16 protein-coding genes are annotated in these 17,049 nt (G+C 67.8%); 12 read left to right on the plus strand and 4 right to left on the minus strand.

Features of this window, described 5'->3' with window-relative positions; all coding sequences use genetic code 11:
* Positions 1-14: 14 nt before the first annotated feature.
* The 3 genes from QO015_RS00280 to QO015_RS00290 are packed head-to-tail and all read right to left on the minus strand — an operon-like array spanning position 15 to position 3,769.
* Positions 15-1,376 (minus strand): branched-chain amino acid ABC transporter permease, encoded by a 1,362-nt coding sequence (locus QO015_RS00280; RefSeq protein WP_266282235.1) that lies wholly within the window; start codon positions 1,374-1,376, stop codon positions 15-17.
* 19 nt (positions 1,377-1,395) lie between these two features.
* Positions 1,396-2,418, minus strand: a complete 1,023-nt coding sequence (hemB, locus tag QO015_RS00285; protein WP_266282234.1) for a porphobilinogen synthase — start codon at positions 2,416-2,418, stop codon at positions 1,396-1,398.
* Between the two features lie 46 nt (positions 2,419-2,464).
* Positions 2,465-3,769 carry a hemolysin family protein gene (locus QO015_RS00290; protein ID WP_266282233.1) on the minus strand — a complete coding sequence of 435 codons (1,305 nt, stop codon included), beginning with the start codon at positions 3,767-3,769 and terminating at the stop codon, positions 2,465-2,467.
* A gap of 266 nt (positions 3,770-4,035) precedes the next feature.
* On the opposite strand from QO015_RS00290, the gene QO015_RS00295 reads away from it, so the two are divergent.
* The 7 genes from QO015_RS00295 (at position 4,036) to QO015_RS00325 (ending at position 10,546) form a co-directional block, all read left to right on the plus strand.
* Positions 4,036-4,458, plus strand: coding sequence for a DUF6163 family protein (locus QO015_RS00295; protein ID WP_266282232.1), 423 nt, complete (start codon positions 4,036-4,038; stop codon positions 4,456-4,458).
* Positions 4,459-4,636: 178 nt separating this feature from the next.
* Positions 4,637-5,149: a transcriptional regulator LdtR gene (gene ldtR / locus QO015_RS00300; protein WP_266282231.1), complete on the plus strand. Its 513-nt coding sequence runs from the start codon at positions 4,637-4,639 to the stop codon at positions 5,147-5,149.
* A 377-nt stretch (positions 5,150-5,526) separates the two neighbouring features.
* A complete protein-coding gene (locus tag QO015_RS00305; protein ID WP_266282230.1) occupies positions 5,527-6,834 on the plus strand; it encodes a L,D-transpeptidase family protein in 1,308 nt (435 codons plus the stop codon).
* A gap of 128 nt (positions 6,835-6,962) precedes the next feature.
* The gene (gene glyA, locus QO015_RS00310) at positions 6,963-8,267 is read left to right on the plus strand and encodes a serine hydroxymethyltransferase (RefSeq protein ID WP_266282229.1); all 1,305 of its coding nucleotides are present in this window, start codon (positions 6,963-6,965) and stop codon (positions 8,265-8,267) included.
* A 12-nt stretch (positions 8,268-8,279) separates the two neighbouring features.
* Entirely contained in the window at positions 8,280-8,756 is a 477-nt protein-coding gene (nrdR, locus tag QO015_RS00315) for a transcriptional regulator NrdR (protein ID WP_266282228.1), read from the plus strand.
* 39 nt (positions 8,757-8,795) lie between these two features.
* A complete protein-coding gene (gene ribD / locus QO015_RS00320; protein WP_266282227.1) occupies positions 8,796-9,935 on the plus strand; it encodes a bifunctional diaminohydroxyphosphoribosylaminopyrimidine deaminase/5-amino-6-(5-phosphoribosylamino)uracil reductase RibD in 1,140 nt (379 codons plus the stop codon).
* A 2-nt stretch (positions 9,936-9,937) separates the two neighbouring features.
* Entirely contained in the window at positions 9,938-10,546 is a 609-nt protein-coding gene (locus QO015_RS00325; protein WP_266282226.1) for a riboflavin synthase, read from the plus strand.
* Between the two features lie 12 nt (positions 10,547-10,558).
* On the opposite strand, the gene QO015_RS00330 is transcribed toward QO015_RS00325, so the two are convergent.
* Positions 10,559-11,257, minus strand: coding sequence for an isochorismatase family protein (locus QO015_RS00330; protein WP_266282225.1), 699 nt, complete (start codon positions 11,255-11,257; stop codon positions 10,559-10,561).
* A 258-nt stretch (positions 11,258-11,515) separates the two neighbouring features.
* On the opposite strand from QO015_RS00330, the gene ribH reads away from it, so the two are divergent.
* The 5 genes from ribH (at position 11,516) to QO015_RS00355 (ending at position 16,989) form a co-directional block, all read left to right on the plus strand.
* Positions 11,516-11,968, plus strand: coding sequence for a 6,7-dimethyl-8-ribityllumazine synthase (ribH, locus tag QO015_RS00335; protein ID WP_266282224.1), 453 nt, complete (start codon positions 11,516-11,518; stop codon positions 11,966-11,968).
* A gap of 1 nt (position 11,969) precedes the next feature.
* A complete protein-coding gene (gene nusB, locus QO015_RS00340) occupies positions 11,970-12,500 on the plus strand; it encodes a transcription antitermination factor NusB (RefSeq protein WP_266282223.1) in 531 nt (176 codons plus the stop codon).
* Complete coding sequence (gene thiL / locus QO015_RS00345; protein WP_266282222.1) at positions 12,493-13,488, plus strand: thiamine-phosphate kinase; 996 nt, start codon at positions 12,493-12,495, stop codon at positions 13,486-13,488. The genes nusB and thiL overlap by 8 nt, the downstream gene beginning before the upstream one ends.
* Positions 13,475-14,707, plus strand: a complete 1,233-nt coding sequence (locus QO015_RS00350; protein ID WP_266282221.1) for an MFS transporter — start codon at positions 13,475-13,477, stop codon at positions 14,705-14,707. Before thiL ends, QO015_RS00350 begins: the two co-directional genes overlap by 14 nt.
* Positions 14,708-14,853: 146 nt before the next feature.
* Positions 14,854-16,989, plus strand: a complete 2,136-nt coding sequence (locus QO015_RS00355) for a sodium-translocating pyrophosphatase (protein WP_370877445.1) — start codon at positions 14,854-14,856, stop codon at positions 16,987-16,989.
* Positions 16,990-17,049 lie beyond the last annotated feature (60 nt).

Below are 17,049 nucleotides of genomic sequence, written 5' to 3' on the forward strand. Positions count from 1 at the left end.
CCCTCCGGCACCCGTCACGATAGACGGATCGGCCGTCCCTCCTCAAGCGCAGCCCTGCGGCCGAACAGTCCGTCAGGTCGCAGCAGGAAGAGAAGCGTGATGATGGCCAGCACGGCGATGTCGCGCTCGCCGGGCCCGAAGACCGCCGCCCAGCCGGTCTCGATGGCTGCGAGCAGCAGCGCGCCGACAAGGGCCCCGCGGGGCGTGCCGCCACCGATCAGGCAGGCGATGAGCGCCTTGAGGCCGAGCATCAACCCCGCCGAGAAGGATGTGCCGCCATAGCCGAGCGCCAGGATCGAGCCGGACAGCGAGGCGAGGCTGGAGGCGAGGATGAAGGTGACGCCGGTCACCGCCGCGACATCGATGCCGAACAGCCGCGCCGCGAGCGCGTCTTCGGCGACCGCGCGCCAGGCCCTGCCGAAGGCCGACCGCGCGAGGATCGCGAACAGCCAGACGACCGCGAGCGCGGACATCGCGAGAATGACGATCCGCATCACCGTCACGACCACGGGGAACGGGCCCGCCGCGATGAGCACCTGATCGCCGAGCATCGGCTGCAGCCAGATCTCGCGCGATCCCTGCGCGATGCGTACCCCCTCGGAAACGACGATGCCGAGCCCGACGGTGGCGACGATGAAGGCGCGGGGCGGTCGCGCCAGGAGCGGCATCACGACGGTACGCGCCGTCAGATAGCCGAAAAGGGCGGTGAGCGAGACCGAGGCGGCGAGGGAGACCAGCATCACGGTGACGAGCGAGGGCACATGGGCGGTCGCCGCCGTCACGACGCCGAAGACCGCGCCGAAGCCGCCGATCATCGCGAAATCGCCGAAGGCCATGTTGAGGCGCCCGACGAGGCCGTAGATGAGCGCATAGGCGAGAGCCAGCGGCACGTAGAAGGCGGCGACGTTGAGGGCGTTGACGACCTGCTGCACGGCATAGCCCGCCCAGGCGGGCAGGGCGATCGGGAGGAGGGCGTAGCGCGGCGGGGCCCATCCCGCTTCCGACACGGCCGCCTGCACGGCGCCAGGCTGTTCCAGAAACCAGCGCTTCAGGAGGCCGAGCCGCCATTCCGGCATCCGCCCGGAAAAGCCGCGGACCGCCAGGATGTCGGTTCGCCCCGCGCTGAACGACCCGCCGGCGAACGCGCAATCCGCGAAGAGCGTGCGCGGGTCGCCCTCGGCGGTGAAGATCACGCGCACGGCATTGGTGGCGCCGCTCAGTGGCTCGACCGAACGGATCGTGACGGGACGGCCGTCGGGTCCGATCGCTGTGGCGATGGCGACGCAGACGATCGACTGCTGGCGGTCGACATCGCTGCAGGCGGCCAGCCCCAGCGCCGCGACGATGGCGAGCGCTGCGAGAACGATCCGCCGCATTCCCGCCGCCGCCTCGCTGTCAGCGCTTCAGCAGCGGCGCGACGAAGGGCGCGAAATAAGTGAGGATGCCGTCCGCTCCGGCCCGCTTGAAGGCCCACAGGCTCTCCACCATCGCCCTCTCGCCGTCGATCCAGCCGTTCTGCTCCGCGGCCCGGATCATCGCGTATTCGCCCGACACCTGATAGGCGAAGGTCGGCATGGCGAAATTGTCCTTCACGCGGCGGACGATGTCGAGATAGGGCAGGCCGGGCTTGACCATGATCATGTCGGCGCCTTCGGCGATGTCGAGCTCGACCTCGCGCAGCGCCTCGTCGCTGTTGGCGAAGTCCATCTGATAGGTGCGCTTGTCGCCGACGAGGGTCTTCGAGGTGCCGATGGCGTCGCGGAACGGGCCGTAGAAGGCCGAGGCGTATTTGGCCGAGTAGGCCATGATCTGCACGTCGTCGAACCCGGCGGTGTCCAGGCTGTCGCGGATCGCGCCGACGCGACCGTCCATCATGTCGGAGGGCGCGATGACGTCGGCGCCGGCCGCCGCCTGGTTGAGCGCCTGGCGGACCAGCAGGGCGACGCTCTCGTCATTGAGGATCACATGCCCGTCCATGACGCCGTCATGGCCATGGCTCGTATAGGGGTCGAGGGCCACGTCGGTGATGAGACCGATTTCGGGAACCGCCGCCTTGATGGCACGGCAGGCGCGGCAGACGAGATTGTCCGGATTGAGCGATTCGGAGCCGGAGAGATCGCGAAGCGTCGGTTCGGTGAAGGGGAAGAGAGCAATCGCCGGAATGCCGAGCGCCGCGGCCTTCTCGGCTTCGATCACGGCCTGGTCGACCGAATAGCGCTCGACGCCGGGCATGGAGGGCACAGGCTGGCGCACGCCATCGCCGTCGACGAGGAAGATCGGCCAGATCAGGTCGTCGACGGTCAGGACGGTCTCGCGCACCAGCCGGCGCGTCCAGTCGGCCCGGCGGTTGCGGCGCATGCGCCGGCCGCCGAGGATGGCGTCCATGTCGTGGCGCTGGAAGCGCTGTTCACTTGTCATGATGAAGTTCCTTTCCGCGGCCGGCTGCTGCCGCGGCGATGACGGCTCACGCGGCCGGCTTCGCCTCGATCCTGTAGACCAGCACCTTGTCGATGCGACGCCCGTCGAGGTCGACGACCTCGAAGCACCAGCCGTCATGGGCGAAATGCTCGCCCGGTGCCGGGATATGTCCGAACTTGTGCAGCATGAAGCCGGCGACGGTCGCATAGTCCTCGTCGCTCGCCAGCGACTTCAGCCCCAGGACGCGCTCGACGACGTCGATCGTGGCGCTGCCGTCGATCAGCCAGGAGCCGTCCTCGCGCTGCACGGCGTCGGGCTCGTCGTCGCCGGCCCGCTCGGGCAGGTCGCCGGCGATGGCGGTCAGGATATCCATCGGCGTCACGACGCCCTGGAAGGTGCCGTATTCGTCGAGGACGATCGCCATGTGCACGTTCGAGGTCCGGAAACGATCGAGCATGTTGAGGATCGGCATGCGCTCGTCGACATAGAGCGGCTCGCGCACGACGGCGGCGAGGTCGATCGGCTCGCCCTTGCGAAGCTGCTCCAGGAGGTCCTTGGCATGGACGATGCCGATCACGGCGTCGATGTCGCCGCGGCTGACCGGGAAGCGCGAATGGCCGCCTTCGAGAATCTCTCTAGCGACATTTTCCGGCGTGTCGTCGGCGTCGAGCCAGAGCACGTCGGGGCGCGGGACCATGATGGAGCGCACCGAGCGGTCGGCGACGCGGATGACGCCCTCGATCATCTCGCGCTCGGCCTTGTGGAAGACGCCGCTCTCCGTGCCTTCGGCGATGAGGGTCTTCACCTCTTCCTCGGTGACGCCGCGCTCGTCGTTCTCGTTCTTGCCGAGCAGGCGCATGACCGTGTTGGTCGAGATGCGCAGGAAGAAGACGATCGGGTGCGCGATGCGGGCGAGGAGACTCACCGGCCGCGCCACGATGCAGGCGATGCGCTCCGGATTGGTGAGGCTGAGCCGCTTCGGCACCAGCTCGCCGCAGATGAGCGAGAAATAGGCGAGGCCGACGACGACCGTCACGGTCGCGATCGTATCCGCCCGCGCGCCGAGCGCCGGGAAGGCGTCGGCAAGGAAGATGCGCAGCGGCGCCGCGAGTTCGGCTTCGCCGAAGGCGCCGGAGAGAATGGCGACCAGCGTGATGCCGATCTGGACCGCCGAGAGGAAGCCAGTCGGATCTTCCGACAGGCGAAGCGCCGCGCTGGCGCCGGGCACGCCCTCGGCAGCCATCGACTGAAGCCGCGCCGGGCGCGACGAGACGACGGCAATCTCGGACATGGCGAAGAAGGCATTGAACGCGATCAGGACCGCGATGATGGCGATATCGCCCCAGGGCATGGCTGTCTCGTCGCTCAGCGCCCGTTCGTCGCGGCGCGGGACGCGCCGGTTGTTGCGCGGAGCGCAGCGGGCAGGGCGGCCCCGGAGGAGGCCGGACGGATTCTGGCAATCGCCGAAAGCGTGGACATGAACGCAATGATATCGGAGGCGCGCGCGCACCGCCAGTGCGCTGCAGCGTCGGTCGCACGGCTTTGACGGCGGTGCCGCCGTCAACTATCCGGAGAGGGCAGGGGCGAGCGACACGAGCCAGCAGCGAGGGATCGCGGATGATGGACCATGAGGTGACCCAGCTTCCGAGCGAGCCCGACAATCCGTGGGCGCTGGCGCTCACCATCTATCTGCGGGGCATCGCGGCCCTGCTGCTTTTGCTCGGCCTGCGCCAGTGGCTCTACATCGCCGGAATCTTCGACGAGGCGGGCTGGTCGTTCGAGACCATGACGACGGCCTGGCGCTTCGTCACCGTCCATCTGGCGGTGGTCGATCTCGTCGCCGCCGTCGGACTGTGGATGCGGGTCGCCTGGGGGAACGTGCTCTGGGTCTATGCGGCGGTGTTCGAGATCGCGATCCACACCGCGTTCGCGGAGACCTTCGGCGTCGATCCGATCATCGTCGGCTTCCATGTGCTGGCGCTCGCGGTGTTTCTCGGCCTCGTCTTCATGGAGCGCCGCCAGGCAGCGAGGGCCGATTGAGCGGCAGCGGGAACCCCGCCGGGACACCAGTCTTTAACGCTAAAACTCGTCTCGAATGCCCAAATCCGAGGTAAGTGGCTGTTAAGTGTGATGTTTAAGCTGATCTTCAAATCGGCCGCTTAAGGTCCCTTCTCATGAGGCGGGAAGAATACTCGCCACGAAACAGAGAGGCCTCGAGATGATCAACGCGAAGCGGACAGTGGATTCGCTCAATCAACCGCAGACCCCGGCTGAGCTGAAGCCCCTATACATGGAGGCGCTGACGCTGGTCGAGCGGCTTCATCGCCGCCTTCTCGATGTGATCAAGGACGAGTTCGACCGTTCGGGCCGTTCCGACGTGAACAGCGTCCAGGCGCTGTTGCTGTTCAACATCGGCGACTCGGAGCTGACGGCCGGAGAACTTCGCTCGCGCGGCTATTATCTCGGCTCGAACGTCTCCTACAATCTCAAGAAGCTGGTCGAGATGGGCTACATCCACCACCAGCGCTCGCGGATGGACCGCCGCTCGGTCCGAGTCAGCCTGACGCCGAAGGGCCAGGAGATCGCCAACATCGTCGGCAATCTCTACGAGCGCCACATCCGCTCGATCCAGCAGGTCGGCGGCATCGCGATCGACGACTTCCAGCTGATCAACAAGTCGCTCCACCGCCTCGAGCGCTTCTGGACCGACCAGATCCTCTACCGGCTCTGAAGTTTCCCATATCCCCACCCCTGGGTCAGGCCGGCAGGCTCCGTCGCAACAGCGGCGGGGCCTTCGCCTTTTCAGTCCGCTGACGTCATCCGGTCGCGACTGCCGAACCGCGTGGAGCGCGTGAACCCGGCGGTAACCATCGGCCGCCATCATCGCCGGAAACCTCGGGCTTCCGGCCGAACCCGTGACATGAAAGCGCCATACTGGCGTGAAAACGAAGCCGGAACGATGTGGGGCGCGCGTCGGGCGTGCTTTCGCGTTAGCATGTGCAGCAAAGCGGATGGTGATCCGCGAGAACCGATGTCGCGGTGCGGAGCGGGGCAGGCGCCTCGAAACCCTGGCGCAGCGCCGGTTCCAGCAATGAAGAGATCGGACTGATGAGCGGTTCCTCCAAGCGTCCCTCCTTCGATGGCATGACTTCCGGGCTGCGCGGTCTTTCGCGGCGCAACATGCTGAAATTCCTCGCCGGTGGCGCGGCCGTGTCGGCGCTCGGCGCCGGCTCGGCCTTCGCGCAGGGCGTCGATCCGATCCAGCAGATGCTGCAGAGCTCGTTCCAGGAGGCTTCGGACGGTTTCGATGCCGGCACGGGCGGCGTCGCCTCGGTGCGCACCAGCGAGCCGATCCTCTCGCCATCGACCTCGATGGCCGTCGAGGGTGCCATTGCTCGCTATAATGAAATCGTCGCTGCCGGCGGCTGGCCGCAGGTTCCGGGCGATCAGAAGCTGAGCCTCGGCATGCGCGATCCGGCCGTGGTGATCCTGCGCCAGCGCCTCACGGTCTCCGGCGATCTCGCGCCCGGCATTCCCTCGTCCGAGACCTTCGATTCCTATGTCGATGCTGCCCTGCGCCGGTTCCAGGCGCGGCACGGGCTGCCGGCCGACGGTGTGCTTGGCTTCGCGACGGTTGGCATGATGAACGTGCCGGCGGATGTTCGCCTGGCGCAGCTTCAGACCAATCTGGTGCGCCTCAAGGCCATGTCCGGCCCGCTCGGCGATCGCTACGTCATGGTCAACGTGCCGGCCGCCTCGATCGAGGTGGTGGAAGGGCTGCGGGTCATCTCGCGCCACACGGCGGTGGTCGGCAAGATCGACCGCGAGACGCCGATCCTTAACTCCAAGATCTATCGCATCAGCTTCAACCCCTACTGGACGGTGCCGGCCTCGATCATCCGCAAGGACCTGATCCCGCTGATGCAGAAGCAGCCGGACTACCTGACCAAGAAGCATATCCGCATCTACGACAATGCCGGCATCGAGGTGCCGCCCACGGCGATCGACTGGAACACCGACCAGGCGACCAAGGGCTATCTCTTCCGGCAGGATCCGGGCGATTTCAACTCGCTGGGCACCGTGCGCATCTCGTTCCACAACGACGAGGACGTCTACATGCACGACACGCCGCTGAAGGACATCTTCGGCAATGTCGAGCGCTTCGACTCGTCGGGTTGCGTGCGTGTGCAGAATGTTCGCCAGGTCATCGCCTGGCTGCTGCGCGATAATCCGGAGTTCCCGCGCTCGCGCATCGACGAGATCTTCAAGACCGGCGAGCGGGTCGACGTGAACCTGAAGCCCGAGATTCCGGTCTATCTCGAATATATCACCGCCTGGGCGACCCCGGACGGCGCGGTCTATTTCCGCAACGACATCTACAACCGCGACGGCGTCGGCCAGATCGCGTTGCAGTAGGGCGCGCGTCGCCTTCGCACACCCACCATCGATAGGTTGGCGCCTTGGCGCCGACCGCATGATATGGTACGTGCCGCCGTCCGGTGCGGCGCGTCCTTTCCGCCTGCCCGAGGAGAAGGAACATCGCCATGTCGCTGATCGATAGCGCGCGCCCGGCCACCACGGCCGACTTCTTCAATCGCAGTCTCGCGGAGTCCGATCCCGAGATTGCCGATGCGATCGCGAAGGAGCTCGGTCGCCAGCAGGGCGATATCGAGCTGATCGCTTCCGAGAACATCGTGTCCCGCGCCGTGCTCGAGGCGCAGGGCTCGATCATGACCAACAAATATGCCGAGGGTTATCCGGGCAAGCGCTACTACGGCGGCTGTGAATTCGTCGACATCGCCGAGACGCTGGCCATCGAGCGCGCCAAGAAGCTGTTCGGCGCCGGCTTCGCCAATGTGCAGCCGAATTCCGGCAGCCAGATGAACCAGGCGGTCTTCCTGGCGCTCCTGGAGCCGGGCGACACCTTCATGGGCCTCGACCTCGCGGCGGGCGGACACCTGACGCACGGGTCGTCGGTCAACATGTCCGGCAAGTGGTTCAAGGTGGCGCCCTATGGCGTGCGCCGCGAGGACCAGCTGCTCGACTATGAGGAGATCCAGAGGATCGCCGAGGAGTCGAAGCCGAAGCTGATCATCGCCGGCGGCACCGCCTATTCGCGCGTCTGGGATTTCAAGCGCTTCCGCGAGATCGCCGATTCGGTCGGCGCCTATCTCATGGTCGACATGGCGCATTTCTCCGGCCTCGTCGCCGGCGGCGTGCATCCCTCGCCGATGCCCTATGCGCATGTCGTGACCTCGACGACGCACAAGTCGCTGCGCGGTCCGCGGGGCGGCCTCATCCTCACCAATGACGAGGCGATCGCCAAGAAGATCAACTCGGCCGTCTTCCCGGGCCTCCAGGGCGGGCCGCTGATGCATGTGATCGCCGCCAAGGCGGTGGCCTTCGGCGAGGCGCTGCGTCCCGACTTCAAGATCTACGCGAAGAACGTCGTCGAAAACGCTCGTGCGCTTGCGGAAACGTTGCGCGCTGCCGGCTTCGACATCGTCTCGGGCGGCACCGATAACCACCTGATGCTGGTCGATCTTCGTCCGAAGGGCCTGCGCGGCAACATCTCCGAGAAGGCGCTCGTGCGCGCCGGGCTCACCTGCAACAAGAACGGCATTCCCTATGATCCGGAGAAGCCGTTCGTGACCTCGGGAATCCGTCTCGGCACGCCGGCGGCGACCACCCGCGGCTTCGGCGTCGCCGAGTTCCAGGAGGTCGGCCGTCTGATCGCCGAGGTGCTGGGCGCGGTCGCCCAGTCCGAGGACGGCAGCGCGCCGCTCGTCGAGGCGTCGGTCAAGGAGCGTGTCCACGCGCTCACCGATCGCTTCCCGATCTATTCCTGACGAAAGTCCGCCATGCGCTGTCCCTATTGCGGAAGCGACGATACGCAGGTCAAGGATTCGCGTCCGTCGGAGGACAGCAACTCGATCCGCCGCCGCCGGGTCTGCACGACCTGCGGCGGCCGTTTCACGACCTTCGAGCGCGTCCAGCTGCGTGAGCTGACCGTGCTCAAGAAGAGCGGGCGCCGCGTTCCCTTCGATCGCGACAAGCTGATGCGCTCGGTGGAGATCGCGCTCAGGAAACGTCCGGTCGAGCCGGAGCGGGTCGAGCGGATGATCAACGGCGTGGTCCGCCAGCTCGAGAGCAGCGGCGAGAGCGAAGTCAATTCCGACCAGATCGGCGTGCTGGTCATGGAGGGATTGAAAGGGCTCGACGACGTTGCCTATGTGAGATTCGCCTCGGTCTACCGGAACTTCCGCGAGGCGAAGGATTTCTCGACCGTCCTCAGCGAACTCGCGTCGCCGGAGCCGGTGGAACTCGATCGGAAATAGTCGCGACGCCGCGGCCCGCGTGCCGTCGCCGGGGGCAGCATGACGGACGCGGCGCGGCTCACGAGCGATCCCGAGACCGATCGGCGGCTGATGGCGGCTGCCCTGCGGCATGGGCGGCGCAACCAGGGCCGCACCCACCCAGCCCCGTCTGTCGGCGCGCTCGTCGTTCGTTTCGACAGCGGCCAGCCTGTCGTCGTTGGCCGCGGCGTGACATCGCCGGCCGGGCTCACGCCTGCCACCGTCGCGGCGCTCACCGAGGCCGGCGAGGCAGCGCGGGGCGCAACCTTCTACACGACGCTCGAGCCGATGATGCGCCACGGCGACGGCTATTCCGAAACCGATGCGTTGATCGCGGCGGGTGTCACGCGCCTCGTCTCCGCGATGGACGACCCCGATCCGCGCCGGACCCGATCCGGCTATGCGCGGCTGCGCGAGGCGGGGATCGATGTGACCGCCGGCGTGCTCGGCGAGGAGGCGCGCCGCGCCCATGCCGGCTTCGTCAGCGTCGTGCGCGACGGCCGGCCGCATGTCACGCTGAAGCTGGCCGTTTCGGCCGACGGCATGATCGGGCGCAAGAGCGGCGAGCGGATGCTCGTTTCCGGGCCCGAGGCCTTTCGCCGCCTGCAGATGTTGAGGATCGAGAGCGACGCCTCGCTGATCGGCATCGAAACGGCGCTCGTCCACGATCCGAGCCTCGCGGTTCGCGTCCCGGGCCTGCGCCATCTCTCGCCGATCCGCATCGTGCTCGACGCCGATGCCCGGCTCGCTCCGGGCTCGGCGCTCGTCGCTGGCGCGCACGAGGTGCCGCTCTGGCTGTTCGTCGGCCCGGAAGCGCCGCCCTCGGCCGTCGCGCGGCTCGAGGAGGCGGGTGTGACCGTCCTGACGGTCGGCACCGGGAGCGGCGGTCTCGATATCAGGGCCGTCATGCGCCATCTCGCCGAGCGCGGCATCACGCGGCTCCTGGTCGAGGGCGGCGCCCGCATCGCGGCGAGTTTCGTGGGGCAGGGGCTGGCCGACGAGGTCGTGCTGTTCCGCGCGCCGGTTGTGATCGGCCCGGATGGCGTGCGGGCGCTCGCCGGAGGAGCCCTCTCCGCCATCGAGCGCAGCCCGCGCTATCGCATCGTCGAGGACGTTTCGCTCGGCGAGGACCGCCTGATCCGCTTCGAAAGGACCACCTGACCATGTTCACCGGGATCATCACCGATGTCGGCACCGTGACCGCCGTCGAGCGGCGCAACGACGTGCACCGCATCACCATCGACAGCGTCTACGACCCGGCGACGATCGCCATCGGCGCCTCGATCGCCTGCGCGGGCGTTTGCCTCACCGTGATCTCGCTCGATCCGAAGGCCGAGGGCGGCACGCGTTTCGACGTCGAGGCGGCGCCGGAGACGCTGGCACTCACCGAGGTCGCGAAATGGGACGCCGGCACGCGCATCAATCTGGAGCGCTCGCTGAAGATCGGCGACGAGCTCGGCGGCCATATGGTGTCCGGCCATGTGGATGCGCTGGCCACGATCGTCGCCCGCGAGGATCTCGGCGAGACGACCCGTTTCGTCTTCGAGGTACCGCATGCCTATGCCCGCTTCATCGCCACCAAGGGCTCGGTGGCGCTGGACGGCACGTCGCTCACGGTCAACTGGGTCGACGGCGATCGCTTCTCGGTCCTGCTCATCCCGCACACGCTTCAGGCCGACGTGACGACCTGGGGCGCGCGCCAGATCGGCGACCGCGTGCATCTCGAGGTCGACCAGATGGCCCGCTATGTCGCGCGTCTCAACGAGGCCTGACCGCCGCCGCCTTCACAGGGAGACAGGCAGGGGGTTCTCGATGAAGCCGATCACCTCGTCCGTCGACATCACGTCGGCGAAGATGGTCACCATGTTGGTGAGCGAGGCGTTGTGGTCGGCGTCGTTCAGCGCCGAGGTCGCGTCCGAGGTGAAGATCACCCGGTAGTTCATCTGCATCGCGTCGCGGGCCGTCGATTCGCAGCAGCAATTCGTCACGGTGCCCGAGATGATGAGCGTGTCGATGCCGCGCTCGGCGAGGATCGACTGCAGCGGCGAGGCGCCCGGCGCGAAGCAGGAATAGCGGTTCTTGTCCATGACGATGTCGCCCTCCGCGACCTCGATCCCGGCGTAGATCTCGCGGCCATGGGTGCCGGGGCGCAGGATCGCCTTCACATTGTCCGACCGGCGCTTGTCGCAGAAATAGCCGAGCCAGATGGTCCAGCGCTCCTCGACATCGGCGTCGAGCGACATGCGCGTGAAGATGTTGAGCCCGCCCCTGGCGCGCATCGCGGACGAGATGCGGTTGATGTTGTCGACCGTGTCGCGCGAAAGCGGCACCTCCAGCTCGGCTCCCTCCTCGAGGAACGCGTTCTGCATGTCGATCACGAGATGCGCCGTCCGGGCCGGATCGATATCCGAGAAGACGTGATCGACGCCGCGCCAGGCGCGCACGGTCTCCAGCGCCTGGTCGATATTCACGATGTGCGGCATGGGCAGTCCTCGTCGGCACGTCAACTTCGGGAGGGCGAAGCGGCAGTTTCGGAAGCCGCCCGGACGGGCGCAAGCCTCATGATGCGGCGCTGCGAGCCGCCGTCATGGGCAGCGCGCGAATGCGGCGGGCGGGCCGGGCGGATTGCGATCACGGCCGGCGGCGCGGCATGGCGCGCGCGCCGTGCCTTTTCGCTTTACACTGCCGGAGGCGCATGGTTCACCTGCCGCCCGATCCCGACCAGCAAGGCCATTTCCGACATGAGCGACGCTGCCCCCCATCTCCTCGTCATCGAGGCCCGCTTCTACGAGGATATCGCCGATGCGCTCTTCGAGGGCGCGAGCCAGGCCCTCACGAAGGCCGGCGCCACCTTCGAGCGCATCTCCGTTCCGGGCGTGCTGGAGATTCCCGCCGCGCTTTCGATGGCGCTGGCGGCCATGGAGGACGGCGAGGCCGATTACGACGGCTTCGTCGTGCTCGGCACTGTGATCCGCGGCGAGACCACGCATTACGACATCGTCGCCAACGAATCGGCCCGCGCCATCATGGACATGGCGGTGATCGAGGCGCTGGCCGTCGGCAACGGCATCCTGACGGTCGAGAACGACGAGCAGGCCTGGGCCCGCGCCAAGGCGAGCGACAAGAACAAGGGTGGCGCGGCGGCCGACGCGGCGCTGACCATGATCGCGCTCCGCAAGAAATTCGGGCTCTGACATGCCGCCAGCCGACAAGGCGCCAGCCTCGGGGCCGGTTCCCCGCATGATCCGGCCCGCCAACCAGCGGGGCGTCGCGCGCCTCGCCGCGGTGCAGGCGCTCTACCAGATGGATGTCGGCGGCGCCTCGCTCACCGAGGTCGTCGCCGAGTTCGAGAATTTCCGCCTCGGGAAGGAAGTGGACGGCGAGCAGTATCGCAACGCCGACGCCGCCTTCTTCCGCGACATCATCGCCGGCGTCGTCCGCGAGCAGCGCAATCTCGACCCGGTGATCCACACCTCGCTTTCGGCAGACTGGCCGCTGTCGCGCATCGATGTGACGCTGCGCGCCATCCTGCGCTGCGGCGCCTATGAGCTCGTCGGGCGCAAGGATGTGCCGGGCAAGGTCGTGATCACCGAATATGTCGATGTCGCGCGCGCCTTCTTCGGCGACGGCGACGAGTTGCGGCTGGTGAATGCCGTGCTCGACACGACCGCCCGCCGCCTGCGACCGGCCGAGTTCGAAGGCGACAGCCGGGGCCGAAATGGCTGAGGATGCGGCGCGGCCGGGCGAGTTCGATCTGATCGCCCGCTACCTGCGACCGCTGGCGGACGATCCCGCCGCGCTGAATCTCACCGACGACGCGGCGGCCTTCGTGCCGCCGCCCGGCCAGACACTGGTCCTCACCAAGGACATGGTGGCGGCCGGCGTTCACTTCTTTCCCGACGACCCTGCCGTCTCGATAGCCCGCAAGGCGCTTCGGGTCAATCTGTCCGATCTCGCGGCGAAGGGCGCGCGGCCTGTCGGCTATCTGCTCGGCCTCGCTCTGCCGGGCGATTGGACCCCCGCATGGATGGCCGATTTCGCGGCCGGGCTCGCCGGCGACCAATCCGCCTACGGCATCCCGCTTCTCGGCGGCGACACCGTTCGCGCGGCCGGCGGGCTCACGCTGTCGATCACGGCCATCGGCGCCGTGCCGGATGGCGGCATGGTGCGCCGCGCCGGCGCGCGGGCGGGCGATGCCCTCTATGTCAGCGGCACGATCGGCGACGCTGCGCTCGGCCTCCGCCTGCGCCTCGGCACCATCGACGGCACGGCCGCCGGGGAGGGGAAGGCGCATCTTCTCGACCGCTATCTCCATCCGCGGCCACGTCTCGCCCTCGCCGAGGCGGTGCGGCTGCACGCCCATGCCGCGCTCGACGTGTCGGACGGGCTCGTCGGAGATCTCGGCCATATGCTGAAGGCCTCCGGCGTCGGCGCGCGGCTGGAGGCGGATCGCGTACCGCTCTCGGATGCGGCGCGTGCGCTTGTCGGCGCCGATCCTTCGGCGCTCGTGAGCATCCTCTCCGGCGGCGACGACTACGAGATCCTCGCCGCCGTGCCGCCCGACCGCGCTGCCGCCTTCGAGGCCGAGGCGGGGGCGGTCGGCGTTCCCGTCACCCGCATTGGCACCATCCTCGCGGAGCCGGGCCCGCCGCAGGTGGTCGACGGCGAGGGACGGATCATCCATCTCGCGAGGGCGTCGCATGACCACTTCTGAGCCGCTGGAAGGCGCCGCGCTCGACGCCGCGGTGAAGCGCAACGCCATCGTGCTGACGGCGGCGACCGCGTTCGGCGGCTCGATGATGCCGATCGCCGTCGCCTTCGGCGGCCTCGCCGGCGTCTATCTGCTCGGTCCCGACAAGTCGCTCGCGACCGTGCCGGTGACGGCGCTGACGCTCGGCTCGGCCGTCGCCACCATCCCCGCGGCGATCCTGATGGCGCGCATCGGCCGGCGGGCCGGCCTCGTCCTCGGCGCTGTTCCCGGCATCCTCGGCGGCGTGCTCACGGCGCTCGCCATCGTCGCGGGCTCGTTCTGGCTGTTCGCCGCGGCCTCGATCCTGATCGGTGCGTCCGCCGCCTTCGGGCAGCAATATCGCTTCGCGGCCGTCGATGCCGGCACCGAGATGGCGCGGAGCCGTGCGCTCGGCCTCGTGATGGCCGGTGGTATCCTCGCGGCCGTCATCGGTCCGCAGGCCGCCATCCTGACCCGCGATCTCTTCAGCCCCATTCCCTTCGCCGGCGCCTATGCCTCCATCGCCGTGCTCGCCGTCGTGGGTGCGCTGATCGTCAGCCGCGTGCGCGATCTCGTGCCGCCGCGCCCGCGCGGAAGCAGTCACGATCGCGGCCGGCCGCTCCTCGTGATCATGCGCCAGCCGCGCTTCATCGCTGCCGTGCTGTGCGGCATGGCCTCCTATGCCATGATGAGCCTCGTGATGACCGCCGCGCCGATCGCGATGGTGGGCTGCGGGCTGACGCAGGACGACGCCGCCCTCGGCATCCAGTGGCATGTCCTCGCGATGTTCGCGCCGAGCTACTTCACCGGTCGCCTCATCGAACGCTTTGGCAAGAATGCCATCGTGATCGCCGGCCTTCTCATCCTCTGCGCCTGCTCGGTCGTGGCGATCGCCGGCATCACGCTCGCGCATTTCTGGATCGCGCTCGTCCTGCTCGGCATCGGCTGGAATTTCGGCTTCGTCGGCGCGACGGCGATGCTCACCGAGACCTATCGTCCGGAGGAGCGCGGGCGCGTCCAGGGCCTCAACGACTTCCTCATCTTCGCGATGTCGGCGCTGGCCTCGTTCTTTGCCGGGGTGCTGATCGGCGGTCCGGGATGGATCGCGGTGAACAGCATCGTCTTCCCAACGGTCGCGCTCGCGCTCGCCGCGCTGGCGCTCGCCTCGCTGGCCCGCGGGACAATCGCTCGGCCTTCCCCTTGACCGCCGCCCAAACCCGTTCTCAACTCTAGTTCCGCTGGGAAAGAGACGGGAGGAACGGTGCTCTTCCCCGGCATTCGAAGCCGGCCCGGCGCGCCTGCGTCGGCATAATCTAGGCCGGACAGGGGAGGGAAGAGGACGTGATTTACCTGATCATACTCTGTGCGCTCGTGGCGCTAGCCTATGGCGCCTGGGCGACACAGTCCGTGCTCGCCGCCGACGCCGGCTCGGCGCGCATGCAGGAGATTGCCGCCGCGATCCGCGAGGGCGCCAGCGCCTATCTGCGCCGCCAGTACATAACCATCGCCGTCGTCGGCGTGGTCATCTTCGTCATCGTCGCCCTCCTGCTGTCGCTGACGGTCGCGATCGGCTTCGCGATCGGTGCCATCCTGTCGGCCATCGCGGGCTTCGTCGGCATGAACGTCTCGGTGCGCGCCAATGTGCGCACCGCGCAGGCGGCGACCAAGAGCCTCGCGGAAGGCCTCGACATCGCCTTCAAGTCGGGCGCCATCACCGGCATGCTCGTGGCCGGCCTCGCGCTGCTCGGCGTCTCGGTCTACTACCTCGTGCTGACGGGCTTTTCCGGTTACCAGCCGGGCGACCGCGTCGTGATCGACGCCCTCGTCGCACTGGGTTTTGGCGCCTCGCTGATCTCGATCTTCGCCCGCCTCGGCGGTGGCATCTTCACCAAGGGCGCCGATGTCGGCGGCGATCTCGTCGGAAAGGTCGAGGCCGGCATTCCCGAGGATGACCCGCGCAACCCGGCCACGATCGCCGACAATGTCGGCGACAATGTCGGTGACTGCGCCGGCATGGCGGCCGACCTCTTCGAAACCTATGCGGTGACGCTTGTCGCGACCATGGTGCTGGCGGCGATCTTCTTCGCCGGCTCGCCGATGCTGCCCAGCATCATCCTCCTGCCGATGGGCATCGGCGCCGTCTGCATCCTCACCTCGATCGCCGGAACCTTCTTCGTCAAGCTCGGCCCGAGCCAGTCGATCATGGGCGCGCTCTACAAGGGCTTCATCGCCTCGGCGCTGTTCTCGATCGTCGGCCTCGCGGTGGCGACGACGCTCTTCACCGGCTGGGGCGACCTGACGACCGTCTCTGGCGCCACGATCAACGGCACCAACCTCTTCTTCTGCGGCGTCGTCGGCCTCGTGGTCACCGGACTGATCGTCTGGATCACCGAATACTATACCGGCATCGGCTATCGGCCGGTGCGGTCCATCAGCCAGGCCTCGGTCACCGGCCATGGCACCAACGTCATCCAGGGCCTCGCCGTCTCGCTGGAGGCGACCGCTCTGCCGACGATCGTCATCGTCGCCGGCATCATCGTCACCTATGCGCTGGCGGGTCTCTTCGGCACCGCCGTCGCCGTCTCTACCATGCTCGGCCTCGCCGGCATGGTGGTCGCGCTCGACGCCTTCGGCCCGGTCACCGACAATGCCGGCGGCATCGCCGAGATGGCGGGCCTGCCCAAGGAGGTGCGCAAGTCGACCGACGCGCTGGACGCGGTCGGCAACACGACCAAGGCGGTCACGAAGGGCTACGCGATCGGCTCGGCCGGTCTCGGCGCGCTCGTGCTGTTCGCAGCCTACAACTACGATCTCTCCTACTTCATCGCCGAAGCCAACAAGGAGGGGGCGACCGCCTTTCAGTATTTCAAGGGCGTCGTTCCCGATTTCACGCTCTCCAACCCCTATGTCGTGGTCGGCCTGCTGCTCGGCGGCCTGATCCCGTACATCTTCGGCGGCATCACGATGACCGCCGTCGGCCGGGCGGCGGGCGCCATCGTCGAGGAAGTGCGGCGCCAGTTCCGCGAGAAGCCGGGCATCATGGCCGGCACCGACAAGCCCGACTATGGCAAGGCGGTGGACATCCTCACCAAGGCGGCGATCCGCGAAATGGTGATTCCCTCGCTGCTGCCGGTTCTGGCGCCGATCGTGGTCTACTTCATCATCCTCGCCATCGCGGGGAAGAGCGAAGCCTTCTCGGCCGTGGGAGCGATGCTGCTCGGCGTCATCGTGACGGGCCTCTTCGTCGCCATCTCGATGACGTCCGGCGGCGGCGCCTGGGACAATGCGAAGAAGTCGTTCGAGGACGGCTTCACCGACGCGTCCGGGCAGACTCACTTCAAGGGTTCCGACGCGCACAAGGCCTCGGTGACCGGCGATACCGTCGGCGATCCCTACAAGGATACCGCCGGCCCGGCCGTGAACCCGGCGATCAAGATCACGAACATCGTCGCGCTGCTGCTGCTCGCGGTGCTCGCCCATCATTGAGCGCGAGCGAGGCGCGGTCCTCCTGGGCGGCGCCTTTTGCCCAAGAATGAAAATGCCCGG

The sequence above is a fragment of the Kaistia geumhonensis genome, from assembly GCF_030815145.1.
In the GTDB taxonomy this organism is placed as follows: domain Bacteria; phylum Pseudomonadota; class Alphaproteobacteria; order Rhizobiales; family Kaistiaceae; genus Kaistia; species Kaistia geumhonensis.